This is a genomic window from Micromonospora sp. NPDC002389 (genome assembly GCF_040296095.1).
In the GTDB taxonomy this organism is placed as follows: domain Bacteria; phylum Actinomycetota; class Actinomycetes; order Mycobacteriales; family Micromonosporaceae; genus Micromonospora.
The window spans coordinates 329,781-346,124 of the sequence record NZ_JBEOWP010000007.1; the positions used below are offsets into that span (position 1 = coordinate 329,781).

General features: G+C 74.3%; 14 protein-coding genes. 8 read left to right on the top strand and 6 right to left on the bottom strand.

Annotated features, from left to right (window positions below; all coding sequences use genetic code 11):
* The first annotated feature begins 9 nt into the window (after positions 1-9).
* Entirely contained in the window at positions 10-1,125 is a 1,116-nt protein-coding gene (locus ABT008_RS16365; RefSeq protein ID WP_350697046.1) for an alkene reductase, read from the top strand.
* Positions 1,095-1,400, top strand: a complete 306-nt coding sequence (locus ABT008_RS16370; RefSeq protein WP_131054866.1) for an antibiotic biosynthesis monooxygenase family protein — start codon at positions 1,095-1,097, stop codon at positions 1,398-1,400. Before ABT008_RS16365 ends, ABT008_RS16370 begins: the two co-directional genes overlap by 31 nt.
* Positions 1,401-1,451: 51 nt before the next feature.
* Here ABT008_RS16370 and ABT008_RS16375 read toward each other — a convergent pair whose 3' ends face one another.
* Both ABT008_RS16375 and ABT008_RS16380 read right to left on the bottom strand, forming a co-directional pair.
* Positions 1,452-2,240: an SDR family NAD(P)-dependent oxidoreductase gene (locus ABT008_RS16375; protein WP_350697047.1), complete on the bottom strand. Its 789-nt coding sequence runs from the start codon at positions 2,238-2,240 to the stop codon at positions 1,452-1,454.
* A 25-nt stretch (positions 2,241-2,265) separates the two neighbouring features.
* Positions 2,266-3,186 carry a zinc-binding dehydrogenase gene (locus tag ABT008_RS16380; RefSeq protein WP_350697048.1) on the bottom strand — a complete coding sequence of 307 codons (921 nt, stop codon included), beginning with the start codon at positions 3,184-3,186 and terminating at the stop codon, positions 2,266-2,268.
* 197 nt (positions 3,187-3,383) lie between these two features.
* Between ABT008_RS16380 and ABT008_RS16385 the strand changes: the two genes are divergently transcribed.
* Complete coding sequence (locus ABT008_RS16385) at positions 3,384-4,763, top strand: AfsR/SARP family transcriptional regulator (protein ID WP_350697049.1); 1,380 nt, start codon at positions 3,384-3,386, stop codon at positions 4,761-4,763.
* Here ABT008_RS16385 and ABT008_RS16390 read toward each other — a convergent pair.
* From ABT008_RS16390 to ABT008_RS16400, 3 genes are all read right to left on the bottom strand, one after another.
* Positions 4,740-6,353 (bottom strand): FAD-dependent oxidoreductase, encoded by a 1,614-nt coding sequence (locus ABT008_RS16390; protein WP_350697050.1) that lies wholly within the window; start codon positions 6,351-6,353, stop codon positions 4,740-4,742. The two genes, ABT008_RS16385 and ABT008_RS16390, sit on opposite strands and share 24 nt — an antisense overlap.
* Positions 6,350-7,327 (bottom strand): quinone oxidoreductase family protein, encoded by a 978-nt coding sequence (locus tag ABT008_RS16395; RefSeq protein WP_350697051.1) that lies wholly within the window; start codon positions 7,325-7,327, stop codon positions 6,350-6,352. Before ABT008_RS16395 ends, ABT008_RS16390 begins: the two co-directional genes overlap by 4 nt.
* Before the next feature lie 94 nt (positions 7,328-7,421).
* Positions 7,422-8,912, bottom strand: coding sequence for a DHA2 family efflux MFS transporter permease subunit (locus tag ABT008_RS16400; RefSeq protein ID WP_350697052.1), 1,491 nt, complete (start codon positions 8,910-8,912; stop codon positions 7,422-7,424).
* Between the two features lie 198 nt (positions 8,913-9,110).
* On the opposite strand from ABT008_RS16400, the gene ABT008_RS16405 reads away from it, so the two are divergent.
* The 5 genes from ABT008_RS16405 (at position 9,111) to ABT008_RS16425 (ending at position 16,022) form a co-directional block, all read left to right on the top strand.
* Positions 9,111-9,569: a MarR family winged helix-turn-helix transcriptional regulator gene (locus tag ABT008_RS16405; protein ID WP_131053973.1), complete on the top strand. Its 459-nt coding sequence runs from the start codon at positions 9,111-9,113 to the stop codon at positions 9,567-9,569.
* 16 nt (positions 9,570-9,585) lie between these two features.
* Positions 9,586-10,617, top strand: coding sequence for an LLM class flavin-dependent oxidoreductase (locus ABT008_RS16410; protein WP_350697053.1), 1,032 nt, complete (start codon positions 9,586-9,588; stop codon positions 10,615-10,617).
* Positions 10,618-10,694: 77 nt separating this feature from the next.
* Entirely contained in the window at positions 10,695-13,787 is a 3,093-nt protein-coding gene (locus ABT008_RS16415; protein WP_350697054.1) for an AfsR/SARP family transcriptional regulator, read from the top strand.
* Positions 13,788-13,829: 42 nt separating this feature from the next.
* Positions 13,830-14,987 carry an amidohydrolase family protein gene (locus ABT008_RS16420; protein WP_350697055.1) on the top strand — a complete coding sequence of 386 codons (1,158 nt, stop codon included), beginning with the start codon at positions 13,830-13,832 and terminating at the stop codon, positions 14,985-14,987.
* Positions 14,988-15,071: 84 nt separating this feature from the next.
* Positions 15,072-16,022: an aromatase/cyclase gene (locus tag ABT008_RS16425; RefSeq protein WP_350697056.1), complete on the top strand. Its 951-nt coding sequence runs from the start codon at positions 15,072-15,074 to the stop codon at positions 16,020-16,022.
* A 46-nt stretch (positions 16,023-16,068) separates the two neighbouring features.
* Here ABT008_RS16425 and ABT008_RS16430 read toward each other — a convergent pair whose 3' ends face one another.
* A complete protein-coding gene (locus ABT008_RS16430) occupies positions 16,069-16,332 on the bottom strand; it encodes an acyl carrier protein (protein ID WP_176092683.1) in 264 nt (87 codons plus the stop codon).
* Positions 16,333-16,344 lie beyond the last annotated feature (12 nt).

Consider the following 16,344-nt stretch of genomic DNA (forward strand, 5'->3'; position numbering starts at 1 on the left):
GTTGCCCCGATGCCGACGCTCTTCGATCCGGTCCGACTGGGTCGCCTGCGGCTGCCCAGCCGGATCGTGATGGCCCCGATGGGCCGCGGACGCGCCACCCGGGACGGGACTCCCCTGCCGTACGTGGCCGACTACTACGCCCAGCGGGCCGACGCCGGGCTCATCGTCAGCGAGGCGACCAACCCGGCACCACGGGCGGTCGGCCACGCGTACAGCGTGCAGTGGCACACCCCCGCGCAGACCCAGGCGTGGACGGCGGTGGCCCGGGCGGTCCACGAGGCCGGCGGCCGTATCGTGCTCCAGATCATGCACGCCGGACGAATCGGTCACCCGGCCCTGTACGGTCACCGGCCGCTGGCCCCCTCACCGGTGCCGGCGGCCGGACTGGCCCGGACGTTCGACGGGCCGAAGGAACACCCCGAGCCGCGAGAGATGTCGCCGACCGACATCACCGACGCGATCGAGGACGTGGTGCGGTGCGCCGAGACGGCCGTCGCCGCCGGATTCGACGGCGTGGAGCTGCACGGCGCCAACGGCTACCTGGTCCACCAGTTCCTGTCGGCGGTCACCAACCGCCGCACCGACAAGTACGGCGGCGCACCGCACCGACGGGTGCGCTTCGCCGTCGAGCTGGTCGAGGCGGTCGGCGCGGCGGTCGGCGCGGACCGGGTCGGGCTACGGCTGTCGCCCGGCTTCGGACTCAACGACATGACCGAGCCGGACGCCGACGAGGTGTACCCCGCCCTGCTCCAGGCGCTGCGCCCGCTCGACCTGGCGTACCTGCACCTCGTGCACGGCTCCGACCCGGAGCTGACCCGGGTCGTCCGGGCCCGCTGGGACGGGGCGGTGGTGCTCAACCCCGGCACCGGCAACCTCGGGCCGGAGGCCACCCGGGCCGCGGTGGCCGACGCGCTGGCCGCCGGGTTCGACGCGCTCGCCTTCGGCAAGCAGTTCCTCGCCAACCCCGACCTGCCCCGCCGTCTGGCCGATGGCAGCCCGTTCAACCCGCCGGACCCGACGACCTTCTATCAGGGCGGTCGCCGGGGCTATCTCGACTACCCGCGCATCGACGACACGGAAGGGAACACCGCGTCATGGTCGTATTCGTCAACAAGCTCACGCTGATCGGCGCCGCCGAGGACCTCGAACGCCACTACGCCAGCGTGGCCGAGTACATGCAGACCCGACCGGGCCTGATCCGGTACGTGCTGAGCCGGTCACAGAAGGATCCGTCGACGTACTACAACATCGCCGAGTGGACCGACGAGGAGTCCTTCCGCACCGCGCTGCACGAGCCGGAGTTCCGGACCCGGCTGGACCGGTTGACCGGCATCATCAAGGGCGAACCGCACCTGACCGAGCCGGTCTTCCAGTACGAGGCCGACCGCGTCACCGGTTGATCCACCGAGTCCGACGGCCGCCGGAGCGCGCTCCGGCGGCCGTCGCCTGTGTCAGTAGTTCCCGAGACCGCCGCAGACGTTGAGCGCCTGCCCGGTCAGCGAGGCGGCCGTGTCGGTCACCAGGTAGCCGACCAGCCCGGCGACCTCCTCGGGCGTCGAGTACCGGCCCAGCGGGATCTTCGCCTCGAACCGTTGACGCACCGCGTCCTCGGTGGTCTGCCAGTGTGCCGCGTACCCCTGGCGCACCCGGACCGCCATCGGCGTCTCCACGTACCCGGGGCACACCGCGTTGACCGTGACGCCGGTGCCGGCCAGCTCGAACCCGACCGCCTTGGTGAAGCCGACCACCCCGTGCTTGGAGGCGGTGTACGGCGCCGCGAGCGCGACGCCCTGCTTGCCGGCGGTCGAGGCGATGTTGACGATGCGGCCCCAACCGGCCTCGCGCATGCCACCGGCGCGCAGCACCTCGCGGGTCACCCGGAACACCGAGGTGAGATTGGTGGCGAGTACGTCCTCCCAGAGCGCGTCGTCCAGCTCGGCGGTCACCCCGCCACCGGACCGGCCGGCGTTGTTCACCAGCACCGTCACCGGTCCGAACCGCTGCACCGCAGCGGCGACCAGCCGGACCACGTCGTCCGGGGACCGCACGTCGGCCGCGACCCCGTCGACCTCCAGGCCACGCCCGCGCAGCTTGTCGACGACCGTGGCCACCTGTGCCGCGTCGCGGGCACAGAAATAGACGGGGAAGCCCTGCTCGGCCAGCGTCTCCACCACGGCCAGCCCGATCCCGCTCGTACCGCCGGTCACCAGCGCCGCACCGGGACGCTTCGGTGTCGTCATCTCCGTTGTCCTCCTCGATCGTCGATCACAGGGTGAGTACGACGCGGCCGGTGACCCGGCGCTCCAGCAGGGCCCGCACCGCCGTGGCGGCGTCGGTCCAGTCCGCGTGCAGCCCGACGTGCGGACGCAGCCGCCCGTCCACCACGAGCCCGAACAGCGTCGCCAGGTCCTCGTCGGCCCGGTGCCGTTCCAGCTCGTCGAGCAGGAACAGGTGCTCCAGGCGTACCCCGGCGCGGGCGTGACCCCAGTCCGGGGGCAGGACCAGCTCGGCGCGCACGGTGTTGCCGAACACCACCGCCACCCCGCCCCGGCGCAACCGCACGAACGCCTCCCGGAACACCGTCCCGCCGACGCTGTCCACGACGACGTCGACCGGCTCCTGCGGCGGTGTCGCGTAGTCGGCGTGCACGCGGTGGCCCCGCTCGGTCAGGTGCCGGCCGCGTTCCGGGGTGCCCACCCAACCGAGGACGGTGGCGCCGCCGGCCGCCGCCAGGTCGGCCACGAAGCCGCCGACGCCACCGCTGGCACCGGTGACCAGCACCGAGCGACCCAGCAGCCACCCGGCGCGCCGCAGCGCGTACAGGGCGGTCAGACCGGCCACCGGCACCGCCGCCGCGACGGCCGGTTCCACCCCGGGCGGTATGGCCGCGAGCCGGTCGGTCCGCACGGCCGCGAGCTGCGCCCATCCGGTCGACGCCGCCACGCCCGCGACGGGTGTGCCGATCGGTGGCCCGGTGCCGTCGTCGGCGGCGCGGACCACCGTGCCGGCGACGTCCAGCCCGAGCCGGGCGCCGGGCGGTTGCCGGGCGGCGAGCAGGAGGTCCGCGCGGTTCACCGCGACGGCGTGCACCTCGACGAGCGCCTCGCCGGGCGCCGGACGCGGCTCGGGTACGGACTCCAGGCGGAGCCCGTCGGGCTCGTCCACGGACGTGACCAGTGCTTTCACATCGACCTCCACCGGTACGACGGGTTCCCGCCCTTCGTACCGGCGGGTGCTGGAGTCCTGGTGGAGGGTCGCCGGTGAGATGGGCGTCACTGGGATACGCGTTGCCGGTGCCGCCCGACCCGAGCACGATGTCCGAGGCGGGCGACGGTAGTCGCCCTGACACTGTGCGTGCATTCCGCCGCTCGACGGGGGACTCGGTGACCGACTTTCGCATTCTCGGGCCGCTGCAGGTCACGATCGACGGGCGACCGCTGCTCATCGGCGCCCCGAAGCAACAGGCCCTCCTGGTGACCCTGCTGATGCGGGTCAACGAGGAGGTGTCGCTGGACGAGCTCTACCCCCGGTTGTGGGGTGACCGCCCACCGGCCCGACCCGCCGCCGCGCTGCACGTGCACGTGGCCCGGCTGCGCGCGGTGCTCGGCGACCGCCCCGGTGCGCCGACGACCTCGCCCCGCCCCCGGGTGCGTTCCCTCGGCGGCGGCTACGCGTTGCGTACCCCACCGGAGACCGTGGACCTGCACCGGTTCCGCACCTCCGCCCGCCGGGCGGAGCAGGCCCGACGTGGCGACGACCCGGCCGGGGAACTCGCCCACGTCCGGGCCGCGTTGGCGCAGTGGCACGCAGATCCGGCGCGACCGGCCACAGTGGCGTCCCTCGCGGTGGTGCCGTCGCTCGCCGAGGAGGTCACCCCGGTGCTGGTCGAGGAGCGGTTACGGCTGCTCGAACGGCGCTACGAACTGGAGCTGGCCACCCGTCCGGCCAGCGAGCTGGTGACCGAGTTGCGGGACCTGGTCGTCGCGTACCCGGTGTGCGAACGGCTGTGGTGCCTGCTGGTGACCGCCCTGCAACGCGCCGGTGACCGGGCGGCGGCCCTGGCCGCGTACGAGCGGGCCCGCGCGACACTGCGGACCCGGCTGGGCCTGACACCCGGGCCGGAGCTGGAGGCGGTGTACCGGCGGGTCGCCGGGGACGGCTGGCACACCCGCACCGACCTGCCGCCGGTCGACGCCGACCGACAGCCGCGCGGACCCGGCTGGCCGGCCGTCGCCGCCGCGCTGGCCGGCCGGGACGCCGGCACTGCGCTGCCCCTGGTGTGTCTCGCCGGTCCGCCCGGCCCGGACCGCACCGCAGACGTGGCGGCGCTGGCCCGCAGGCTGCGCGCGGCGTTCCCGGACGGGCAGTGGTACGTACGGCTGACCGACCCCGCCGGTCGCCCGCGTGACCCGGTCGAGGTGCTCGCCGAGCTGCTGCGCCGCTCCGGTGTGGCCGCCGACGCGATGCCGCTGCGCCGCCGGGAACTGGTCACCGCGTACCGGGCCCGGCTCGCCGACCGGCGCGTGCTGCTGGTGCTCGACGACGTCCGCGACGCCGAGCAGGTGCACGACCTGCTGCCGGGCACCTCCCGGTGCGCGGTGCTGACCGTCGGCGACACGATCGTGCCGGAGCTGGTGGCGCTGCACGGTGCCCGACCGTTCGCGCCGCAGGCGTGGGGCGGCGACCCGGACGCCTCCCGACACCACGGGACCGGGGAGCCTCCGGCCGCCACCGCGGTCTCATCGACGCAACAGGGTCCGTAGCACCTGCTCCAGCCGCGTCTCGGGATCGGGCAGCGGACCGACCGATCGCCAGGCCACGAACCGGTCCGGCCGCACCAGTGTGGCGCCGTCGGGCTCGATGCCGTAGCGGGCGCCGAACCGGCCGTCCCGGTCGGCGTACTCCCCCGTCGGGCCGATCGTGTGCACGACCAGGGGCACGCCGAGCCGCTCGGCGACCCGCGTGGCCGGTTCAGCCCAGGCGGTTCCCGCCGACCCGGTCAGCAGCACGAAACCCGTGCCGAACAACGCCGTGGTGGAGGTGTCGGCGCCGTCCGGGCCGGTGAGCGGCAGGAAGGGCCCCCGTGATCCGGGCCGGCCGGTGGCCGTGGTCGGGTCCTCCACGAGCGCGCCGTCGTCGCCGGGTTCGAGCAGGACCGCACCGGCCGGGTACCGGTAGCCGAAGGTGAGCACGGCCGGTGGCAGCGGGGCGGGCACCTCGTCGTCGCGCAGCTCCGGCGCGATCCGTTCGACCAGGTTGGCGAACTGCTGCTCGACGAGCAGCCGGGCGTACGGCCCCCGCTCGGCCTGGTACGTCGACAACAGGTCGGGCCCCGCCCAGCCCTGGATCACGGCGGCGAGCCGCCAGCCCAGGTACCACCCGTCCATGATCGCCGTGTTGCCGCCCAGCCCGCCGGTCGGCGGCATCACGTGGGCGGCGTCGCCGGCCAGCAGCACCCGTTCCACCTGGAACCGTTCGGCGACGGCGCAGGCGATGGAAGTCTCGCCGTACTCGGTGATGTCCATCGGCAGGTCCGGGTCGAGTCCCAGGTCGACGGTGATCTGCCGGGCGATCGCCTCCCGGGACCGGTGCCAGCCCTCCGGCAGCTCCGGGGTGAGGTTGCGGAAGTAGCCGTACAGGCCGGGGATCTCGGTGTTGAACAGCACCGCCCGGTCGACGTGGAAGGCCGCGAACCGGGAGCCGTCGGCGGCACCGGGCGTGTGCGCCAGCGGCTCGCTGAGGTCGGCCTTGAACAGCACCCGCAGGACCTGCCCCACCACGCCCCGGCCACGCAGGGGTACGCCGAGCGACTCCCGCACCGGGCTGCGCCACCCGTCGGCCGCGACCAGGTACGACGCCCGCACCCGATGGCGCGTACCGGTCTCGGTCTCCTCCAGGAACGCGGTGACACCGTCCTCGTCCTGCGCGAACCCGAGCAGCCGGGTGCCGAAGCGCACCTCGGCACCGAGCCCTCGCGCCCGCTCGGCGAGGGCCGCCTCCGCACCGGACTGGCTGGCCGTCCCCCAGTCCTCGGGCGACACGTGTCGCATGGTCAGCTCCCGGCCGCTGACCAGCGTCCGGGTGACCGGCCCACCCAGCCGGGGCGCGAGCACCATGGAGAACTCGGTGCGGTCCGGCCGGCTCAGGTCACGGATCCGGTCCACCAGACCGGCCACCCGCAACGCCTCCATGGTGTGCGGATACTGGCCGGTGGCCTTGACCCCGGTCGACGTACCGGCGCGGCGCTCCACGACCAGCGGGCGTACCCCGTGCAGGCTCGCGAAGATCGCGGTGCTCAGACCGGCCGGGCCGGCACCGACCACCAGCAGCGGCCGGTGTTCGACGGCGGTCACGGGACCAGCACCACGCGGCCGAGCTGGCGGCGGTCCTCGATGAGCCGGTGGGCCTGCGCCGCCTCCTCCAGGGGCAGGACCGCGTGCACCGCCACCCGCAGCCGACCGTCGCGGACGAGTTCGGTCAGTTCCCGCTGATTGCGTTCCGCCTCCTCGGGCGCGGCGGCGAGCCAGGCGTCGAACGCGGTGCCCACGATGCTCTTGAGACCCAGCAGGTCGGTCAGGGCGACCCGCGCCACGTCGCCGTCGGCGCCCGCGAATCCGTAGTAGACCAGGCGGCCGAGCGGTTTCAGCAGCGCGAGGCTGGGCGCGAAGACCGGTCCTTCGACGCTGTCCAGGACCACGTCCACCCCGGTGCCGCCGGTCGCCGCCCGCACCTGCTCGGCCCAGTCGGGTGCGGTGTAGTCGACCACGACATCGGCACCGTGGTCGCGGACGAACGCCGCCTTCTCCGGCGAGCCGACCGTGCCGATCACGGTCCCGGCGCCGCGCAGCTTCGCCAACTGGGTGACCAGGTGTCCGATCGCCCCGGCGGCGGCGTGCACGAGCACCGACTCGCCGGGGGCGAGCCGGCCGACGCTGAGCACGTTCGCGGCGACCTGGGCGGTCGAGGCGAGCGCGGTGGCGACCGGCGGCGACACGTCGTCGGGTACGGCGACGGCCTGCCCGTCGGTGACGAGGACCTGGTCGGCGTACGCGTCGGCCACACCCCAGGCGGCCAGCCGGTCACCGACCGCGAAGCGGTGCTCGCCGGGTCCGACCGCCTCCACCCGGCCCACCACGTCCCCGCGCGGGGCGCTGGGCACCGGTGACGGGAACGGCGCGGTGCCGGAGCGTAGCTGGGTCTCGATGAAGTTGACGCCCACCGCCTCGACCCGGACGCGCAACTGACCCTCGCCGGGCTCCGGCACCGGCACCTTGTCGACGGTCAGCACCTCGGGACCGCCGTGCTCGGAGTAACGGATGACGCGCATGCGGGGGCTCCCCTTCCGTCGACCGGCGGCGCGGTGCCGCCACCGCCGGTTCTAGCCGCAGGCACTCGCGGCCGGGTCGAGGACGCCCCCAGCGTCACGCGGGTTGTCGGGGCGCGCGCAGCGGCCCGGGCACGAACGCCGCGGCCAGACCGGCCACGAGCGCGAACCCGACCACGAACCAGTACGTCCGGCCGTACGCGTCGGGCGCGAAGGTGCCGGCGGCGGCGAGGCGGTCCTGGAGGGCCACCGCCACCACGGCGATGCCCAGCGACCCGCCGATCTGGTTGAGGATGAACAGCGCGCTGGTGGCCCGGGGCGCATCGGCGGCACCGACGGCGAGGTACATGAACGCCATCACGCCCGGCACCGTGAACCCGATGCCGAACCCGCCGACGCCGAACGCGACGGCGGTTAGCGTCTGCGACGTGTCGGGGCCGACGCCGGAGAGCACCAGCGCGGCGAGGGCGGCGAGCAGCATGCCGATCGGTGCGGTGGCCCGCGCGGTCAGGCGGGCCCCGGCCTTGCCGACGGCGATGGCACCAGCGGCGCCGAGGATGCCGGAGGGGACCATCAGCAGGCCGGCATGCAACGCCCCGAACCCGCGTGCCTGCTGGTAGTAGAGCGGCGTGAGGAACAGCAGCGCGTTGGCGACCGCGCCGACGAGCAGCATGGTGACCACCGACATGGTGAACCCGCGCCGCTGGAACAGCCGTACGTCGATCAGCGGCGCGGCGGTGCGCAGGGAGTGCAGCACGTACGCCACGAGCAGGGCCGCGCCGACCACGAACGCGGTGACCGCCCGCCCGTCGCCGAAGTCGCCACGGTGCGCGGCGGTGACGAGGCCGTAGATCAGCGCGGCGAAACCGGGCGAGAGCAGGGCCAGGCCGAGCAGGTCCAGCTTCGGTGCGGCGGCGTCCCCGGTGGGACCGTCGGCGGGCAGCACACGCAGCGCGAGCACCAGCGCGACCACGCCGACCGGCAGGTTGATGAAGAACATCCACCGCCAGCTGATGTCGTCGACGAAGAAGCCGCCCAGGATCGGGCCGAGCACCGGGCCGACGGTGAGCGGGATCGAGATGAGGCCCATCGCCTTGGTGACCCGGGCAGGGCCGGCGGCCCGGGCGATCAGCGCCTGCACGACCGGGAAGATCATGCCTCCGCCGAGGCCCTGGACCACGCGGAACGCGATCAGGCTCTCGGCGGACCAGGCCAGGCCGGACAGCAGGGAGCCGAGGGTGAACAGCACGACGGCGAAGATCCACACTCGTCGGCCGCCGAACCGGTCCACTCCCCATCCGGCGACCGGGGTGGCCATCGCGACGGCGAGCAGGTAGACGGCGGTGACCCACTGGATGGTCGACAGGGGCGCGTCGAAGACGGCGGTCAGGCGGGGCACCGCGACGTTGACGATCGTCTCGTCGAGGAGCGCCATGAGCAGGGCCAGCAGCAGGACGCCGGCCATCTTGAGGAACGCCGGATCGAGGCGGTCGTCGACGGCCGGGCCGGTGGGATCTGGCGCGTCGTCGGGTGCCCGCCGCGATGCGGCCCCGTCGGTTGCGGCCAGGGACGGCGTGTCACTGGACATGATGTGGACCTCCGAGCCGGGTGATCGGGGATTGACGCAGGGATACTACATGCATGTGCACACACATTTTGTCGCACACAAGCGCCTGCCGCGCGTGTTTCCCTGCCTGGACTCGTCATCTGACGCGAATAAAAGATGCTGTTACATTGAATGAGCAGCGACATGTAGGGTAGGGCGTCAGCAGACGAAGGGGGCGCGATGGCGGAGCGACGCGACGGACAGCCCGACCTGCTCGCCCTGTGGCGGCAGCTGACCGTCCTCACCGGCCGACTCGGGCAGACGCTGGACCGGCGGCTCACCCGCGACTTCGACCTGACCCTCACCGAGCTGCTCGTGCTCGACGAACTGACCCGGGGCAACCCTCGGGGCATGCGCATCCAGGACCTCAGCGACGCGGTCGCCCTCGACCAGTCCTCGATGAGCCGCCTGGTCACCCGCCTGACCGCCAAGCAACTCGCGGCCCGGGTGAGCTGCGCACACGACCGCCGTGGGGTCTACTGCCAGATCACCGAGCCCGGCCTGGAACGGCACGCCCTGGCCGCACAGGCATGCCGGGCGGAGCTGGCCACCGCCCTGGACGCCGCCGCCTTCGACGAGCGCCTGGCCTCCGTCGTCGCGCGGCTCACCCGCCCCGTCGGCCTGCCCGCCGACGCCTGACCCGCAGGGAGCACCCGTGCAGCTGTCGATCCTCGACCAGTCGATGATCCCCGAGGGGTCCACCCCGACCCAGGCCCTGCACCACACTCTCGACCTGGCCCGCGCGGCCGACGCGCTCGGCTATCACCGCTACTGGCTCGCCGAGCACCACGCCACGCCGTCGTTCGCGAGCCCCGCCCCCGAGGTCATGGTGGCCCGGCTCAGCGGCGAGACGAGCGGGATACGCATCGGCAGCGGCGGGGTGCTGCTGCCGTACTACAGCCCGTTCAAGGTCGCCGAGACCTTCCGGGTGCTCCAGGCTCTCGCGCCGGGCCGCGTCGACCTCGGCATCGGGCGTGGTGCCGGGGCCAGCTCCCGCGACGCCCGGCTGCTCAACCCGCACCTCTACACCTCCTCCGACGACGCCTTCGGCGAGCAGGTCGACGCGGTGCGGGCCTTCCTGGGCGTCCCCGGTGACCAGGGCGGCATCATGCCGTCGGTGGACGGCACACCCCAGGTGTGGCTGCTCGGCGCCAGTCCACCGAGCGCGGCCCTGGCCGGTCGACTAGGGCTGCCGTACTCGTTCGCACACTTCGGCCGCCCGGAGCTGGTCACCGAGGCGGTGCAGACCTACCGTCGGCATTTCGACCCGCGCACCGGCGGCACCCCTCGGGTGATGGTCGGCATCGGCGTCTACTGTGCACCGACGCGCGCGGAGGCGGAGCACGTCTTCGCCAGCCAGCGCCTGTTCCGCCACCGGATGTCCCGTGGCGACCTGCGGCCGGTGCCGCCCGCCGAGGTGGCACTCGCCCAGTTGCCCGGCCTCGGCGAGGACCTGCTGACCGAGCGCACCGAGTGGCCGCGCTACCTGGTCGACTCCCCCGACGAGGTAGCGCGACAGCTCGCCGCGATGAGCGAGGCGGTGGGCGTGGACGAGTTCGTCGTCCTCTCCACGATCCACGACCACCAGGCACGGGTGCGCTCGTACGCGCTGTTGGCCCAGGCGTGCGGTCTGCGTCCACGGGATGTGCCCCGACGGTCGGCGCTCGCCACCCTGCAACCCACATGACGGATGTGACCGGCACGCATTTCCCGTCCGGAAACATCGAGGCGCGACGATAAGAGGCCCACCGTCCAGGAGGCCGCGTGACCGCGACAGCCGGAACCGGGCAGACCGCCGACGACGAGTACCGGGTCCTGGGACCCCTGGTCGCGATGCTCTCCGGCCACCCGGTGCCGGTCACCGCCCCGAAGCAACGCGTCTTCCTCGCGGCGCTGCTGCTGCGGGCGAACACCTGGGTCGGCGCGCCGGAACTGGTCGGCGCGGCGTGGCACGACCGGCCGCCGGAGAACCCCCGGGCCGCCCTCCACGTGCACCTCTCCCGGCTGCGGTCCCTGTTCGCCGGGATCCGCCCCGAGGTGCCCGCGCCGATCGAGACCCGGCCCGGCGCGTACCGCATCGTCGTGCCGCCCGGATCACTGGACCTGCACCGCTACCGCGAGGCGGCGACCCGGGCCCGGGAGGCACGACGGGCCGGACGGCCGGACGCCGAAGTGCACTGGGTACGGCAGGCGCTGGCCGAGTGGCGCGGGGAACCGCTCGCCCTGGTGCCGTCGGTACGCATCCGGCAGGAGGTGGTCACCGGCCTGGTGGCGGACCTGCTGCACCTGACGGAACGGCGCTTCGAACTCGAACTGGCCCTGGGCCGGCACGCCGAGGTCGTCGGGGAACTCCGCACCGCCGTCGTCGCCCACCCGCAGCGGGAACGCCTGTGGGCACAGCTCATGGAGGCGCTCGCCGGCAGCGGTGACCGGGCTGCCGCGCTCGCCGCGTACCACCGGGCCCGGGACCGGCTGCGCGAGGAGTTCGGCGCGACGCCCGGCCTGGAGCTGCGGCAGCGGTACCGTCGGCTGCTCGCCGAGACCGGCGACACCGCGCGACCCCGGACCCCGCAGAGTCGGGCCGACCGTCCCGTGGTGGCCGCCCGCACCGGTTGGCGGGCACAGTGCCAACTGCCGCCGGACGTCGCCGACTTCACCGGTCGGGCCGATCTCCTGGCGGAGCTGGACGCGGCGCTGCGGTCGACGCCGGACGGCCCACCGGTGGTCTGCCTGACCGGGGCACCCGGCGTCGGCAAGTCGGCGCTGGCGGTCCGCACCGCACACCGCCTGCGGGACCGGTTCCCCGACGGCCAGTGGTACGTGCACGCGAGCGAGCCGGACGGCGACGGGCGTGACTGGCCGCAGTTCCTCGCCGAGCTGCTGACCGCCGCCGGGGAGGACCGTCCACCGGCCACCCCCGCCGCCGGTGCTCGCGCGTTGCAGCGCCGCCTCGCCGGCCGTCGGGTGCTCATCGTCATCGACGACCTGCACGACGCCTCGGCGCTGCGCGGTCTGTTCCCGCTCGCCGCCGACTGCGCGGTTCTCGTCACGCACCGTGGTCGACCGGAGGCCCTCGCCTCGTGTCCCGGCGTGCGGGTCGTCTCCCTCGACGTGCTCTCCCCCACCGAGGCGACGACGCTGCTGACCGTCATGATCGGCCCGGACCGGGTCGAGCGGGAACGCGCGGCGTTGGACGCGCTCGTCGCCCACTGTGACCGGTTGCCGTTGGCGCTACGGATCGCCGGGGCCCACCTCGCCACCCATCCGACCCAGGGCATCGGCGAGTTCGTCGAGTTGCTCGGCGCCAATCCGCTCGACGCGCTGAGTCTGCCCGGCAGCCGGCGCGCGGCGGTACGGACCGCGTTCCATCTCGCGTACACCGCGCTGCCGGCGCGTACCCGGCGGATCTTCCGGCTGTTGGCGCTCGTGCCGGGAGTGTCGCACCGCGCCGAGACCGTCGCGGAGCTGGCCGGTCTGCCGGTCGCCACCGCAGCGCAGGGGCTGGACGAGCTGGTCCGCGCCCAACTCGTCGAGCAGGCCCGCGACGGTGCGGTACGCCTGCACAGCCTGATGGCGCGCTACGCCGCCGAGCGGGGACGCGCCGAGGACGCACCCGCGTACCGTCGGGCGGCACTGCGCCGGTTGGGCGAGTGGTATCTGCGCACGGCCGACGAGGCGGTGCGGCTCTGCCACCCGGACGTGGTGCGGGTGCCCGCCACCCACCGGACGTCGACGTTCGGCGGGCGCCGGGCGGCCCGTGGTTGGCTGGCACGGGAACGGCGCAACCTGGTCGCGGTCGCGGTGCACGCCGCGTCCACGGGTCTGGTGCCGCTGGCGGTCCGGCTGACCGACGCGCTGCGTGGTCCGTGCGGAGCCGACCGGCACCACGCCGACTGGCGGCTGGCCGCCGAGGCGGCGGTCGACGCGACCGACCCGGCCCGCGAGCCGGTGCACGCCGCGATCGCCCGACTCAACCTCGGCCTGGCGTTGCAGGGCCTGCACGACCTGGCCGCCGCCGAGCCGCACCTGCGGCACGCCCGCGACCGGTTGCACCGGCACGGGCCGGCCCCACTGGAGATCGTCGCGGTCACCGCGCTGGCCATGCACCGGCTCCAGCGCCCCCGGAAACGGTTCGACGAGGCCATCCGACTGCTCCACCGTGGCCTGCGGCTGTGCCGGCGACTCGGCCTGCGCCAGGCGCAGGCGCGCTGCCTGCTGCACCTCGGGATGGCCCACCACGGGCGCGGTGACCTGCGGCTGGCCCGCCGACACCTGATGGCGGCGGCGCGCATCGGCGACCGCCTCGGTTCCTGCTCGGCCCAGCCGGAGATTCTGGCCCGGCTCGGCACGGTCTGCGGCGACATGGGCGCGCACCGGGAGGCGGTCCGGTGGCTGCGGGAGGCGTTGCGGCTCGGGCGGTTCGCCCGGTCGGCTCACTCCGTGGCGCTCGCCTCCTACGGCCTGGCCCGGGTCGGTCGGGCCACCGGGCACCGGGACCGGGCACACCGGCACGTCGGCCGGGCGATGGCCTTCGCCGAGGAGGGCGGGTATGTGGCGCTGCTGGTCAACGCCCGCAACCTGCTGGCCGCGTTGCACCAGGACGAGGGCCGGACGGATCTGGCGGAGCCGGAGTACCGGATCGCGTTGCGCGAGGCCGAGCGCATCGGCCACCCGCAGGCGCGATGCGAGGCGCTGACCGGGCTGGCCGTGCTGGCCCAGCGACACGGCCACCACCGGGAGGCGCGCGAGAACGTCCGGCAGGCGGCCGGTGCGGCCCGGGCCGCCGCCTCGGTCCGTCTGCAGGCGCACGTCCGGCAGGTGAGCGCCGGGCTCCGGCGAGCCTCTAGCGCGAGCTGACACGCTGCCCCGGCAACGACCGGCGGCACGCGGAGGAGGCACATGCTCGCGCTACGGGCACGGCGACTGTTCGACGGGGTCCGCCCGGTGCCGATGGCGCGGCCCACCGTGCTCCTCTCCGGCGGCGTGATCGAGGCGGTCCTGGACGGCCCGCCGCCACCCGGCGCCGAGCTGGTCGACCTGGGCGACACGACCCTGCTGCCCGGACTCGTCGACGCCCACGTCCACCTGGCCTTCGACGCGACACCGGACACCATGGGCAGTCTCGCCGTCGCCGACGACGACACCCTGCTGACCCGGATGCGGACCGCCGCCACGGCGACGCTCGACGCCGGTGTCACCACCGCGCGTGACCTCGGCGACCGGGGTTACCTGGGGCTCCGGGTCCGGGCCGAGACCGCCGAGACGCCGCACCGGGGGCCCCGGCTGCTCGTCGCCGGACCACCGATCACGTCGTACGGCGGGCACTGCTGGTTCCTCGGCGGCGAGGTCGACGGCGTCGACGCGATCCGCGCCGCGGTGCGGCAGCGGGCCGAACGCGGGGTCGACGTGGTGAAGGTCGTGGTGACCGGTGGCCAGCTCACCCCGGGTTCGCTGCCGCACGAGATGCAGTTCGGGCCGGTGGAGTTGGCCGCGATCGTGCGGGAGGCACACCGGTACGGGCTGCCGGTCACCGGGCACTGCCACGCCGCCGACGGCATCGCCGCCGCGGTCACGGCCGGCTTCGACGGCATCGAACACTGCACCTTCGTCACCGCCGACGGCGTGCGCGCCGACCCGCCGCTGCTGGCCCGGATGGCGGCGGCCGGGACCCGGATCACGCTCACCCTCGGCACCGCCGGACCCGGTGGCGGCGGGGGCGACCCGCGCCGGGCGGCGGTGCACTCGGCCCTGCGCCGGGTGGCCGGTTCCGGTGTCCCCGTCGCGTGTGCCAGCGACGCCGGCTGCGGGCCGGGCAAGCCGCACGGGTCGCTGGCGTACGGGGTCGAGGCGATGGTGGGTCTCGGCGTCCCGCCCACGGCCGCGCTGCGGGCGGTGACCTCCGGGGCCGCACAGGTCTGCGGACTCGCCGACCGGATCGGCCGGATCGCACCGGGGTACGACGCCGACCTGCTCGCGGTGCACGGGGACCCGACCGTCGAGCCCGGTGCGCTGCGGCGCGTCGCCGCCGTCCTGCGCGCCGGACAGCGGGTGCGGTAACTCCTCCAACGGTGCTGGACCGGACGTCGATCGGCGCGCGGGAGGCTCGGCGGGTATCCCGACCGAGCCGGCAGGAGGCCCCCCGTGCCCGAACCCACCGTCCACACCACACGCCACACCGTCGACGTGAGCGCATCCGTCGACGCGGTGTACCCGATCATCGCCGACGTCACCCGCTGGCCGTACACGTTCGCTCCCACCGTCCACGTGGACCTGATCGAGCGGGAGGCCGACGGTCCACTGCACCGCGAACGGCTACGGCTGTGGGCCACCGCCAACGGCGTGGTGCGCTCCTGGGTCTCCCGCCGCACGCTGACACCGGCGCAGGGCCGGATCACGTTCCGGCAGGAGGTGTCGGCGGCGCCGGTGGCCTCGATGGGCGGCGAATGGCGGCTCGAACCGATCGACGGCGGCACCCGGGTCGTCCTGCTGCACGACTACTCCGTGGTGGACGACGACCCCGACGCCGCCGAGTGGGTGGCACGGGCCGTCGAGCACAACAGCACCGCCGAGCTGGCCGCGCTGCGCGCGGCGGCGGAGTCCGCCGAGGACGGCACCCTGCTCTCCTTCGCCGACGAGGTGTTCGTGGCCGCCCCGGCAAAGGAGGTGTACGACTTCCTGTACCACGCCGACCGCTGGCGGGAGCGGCTGCCGCACGTGGCCCGGGTGGAGCTGACCGAGGACGAGCCCGGCGTGCAGATCCTGGAGATGGACACCGTCGCGCCGGATGACAGCGTGCACACCACCAGGTCGGTGCGGGTCTGCTTCCCCACCGACCGGATCGTCTACAAGCAGACCGTGCTGCCGCCGCTGCTCGCGGCGCACACCGGCACCTGGACGCTACGCCCCGAGCGGGACGGCGTGGTCGCCACGTCGCACCACACGGTGGTGCTGCGCCCGGATCGGGTCGCCGCGTTGCTCGGCGACTCGGCGACCCTCGCCGACGCCCGGGACCTGGTCCGCCGCTCGCTCGGCACCAACAGCCGTCGCACGCTGGAGCAGGCGCGGCGGCACCTGCAACCGGTCGCCGACTGAGAGCAGGCGCGGCGGGCCGACCGGCCCGCCGCGCCCGTCGCACTGCTCAGACCCCGGTCGCCGTCCGGTTGACGTAGTCCAGCAGCGATCGTGGCGTGTCGCAGCTCTCGACCACCTCGTCCGGCAGCGTCACGGCGTACTCACGGGAGATCCGGGAAACGGTCTCCAGCAGGGCGAGCGAGTCGAAACCCAGGTCGACGAAGGGGGTGTCCAGGATCTCGCGGTCCAGGTCGACGGAGTCGTCCTCGCCGGCCGAGGCACGCAGGATGCGGCGCAGGTCGTCGAGGTGGAGCGGCTGGTCGGCGGTCATGGTCGTCCTTTC

What these genes read in the sequence shown, in the direction of transcription:
- ABT008_RS16365 (WP_350697046.1), top strand. Translation starts at nt 10, where the DNA reads ATGCCGACGCTCTTCGATCCGGTCCGACTGGGTCGCCTGCGGCTGCCC.
- ABT008_RS16370 (WP_131054866.1), top strand. Translation starts at nt 1,095, where the DNA reads ATGGTCGTATTCGTCAACAAGCTCACGCTGATCGGCGCCGCCGAGGAC.
- ABT008_RS16375 (WP_350697047.1), bottom strand. Translation starts at nt 2,240, where the DNA reads ATGACGACACCGAAGCGTCCCGGTGCGGCGCTGGTGACCGGCGGTACG.
- ABT008_RS16395 (WP_350697051.1), bottom strand. Translation starts at nt 7,327, where the DNA reads ATGCGCGTCATCCGTTACTCCGAGCACGGCGGTCCCGAGGTGCTGACC.
- ABT008_RS16400 (WP_350697052.1), bottom strand. Translation starts at nt 8,912, where the DNA reads ATGTCCAGTGACACGCCGTCCCTGGCCGCAACCGACGGGGCCGCATCG.
- ABT008_RS16405 (WP_131053973.1), top strand. Translation starts at nt 9,111, where the DNA reads ATGGCGGAGCGACGCGACGGACAGCCCGACCTGCTCGCCCTGTGGCGG.
- ABT008_RS16420 (WP_350697055.1), top strand. Translation starts at nt 13,830, where the DNA reads ATGCTCGCGCTACGGGCACGGCGACTGTTCGACGGGGTCCGCCCGGTG.
- ABT008_RS16430 (WP_176092683.1), bottom strand. Translation starts at nt 16,332, where the DNA reads ATGACCGCCGACCAGCCGCTCCACCTCGACGACCTGCGCCGCATCCTG.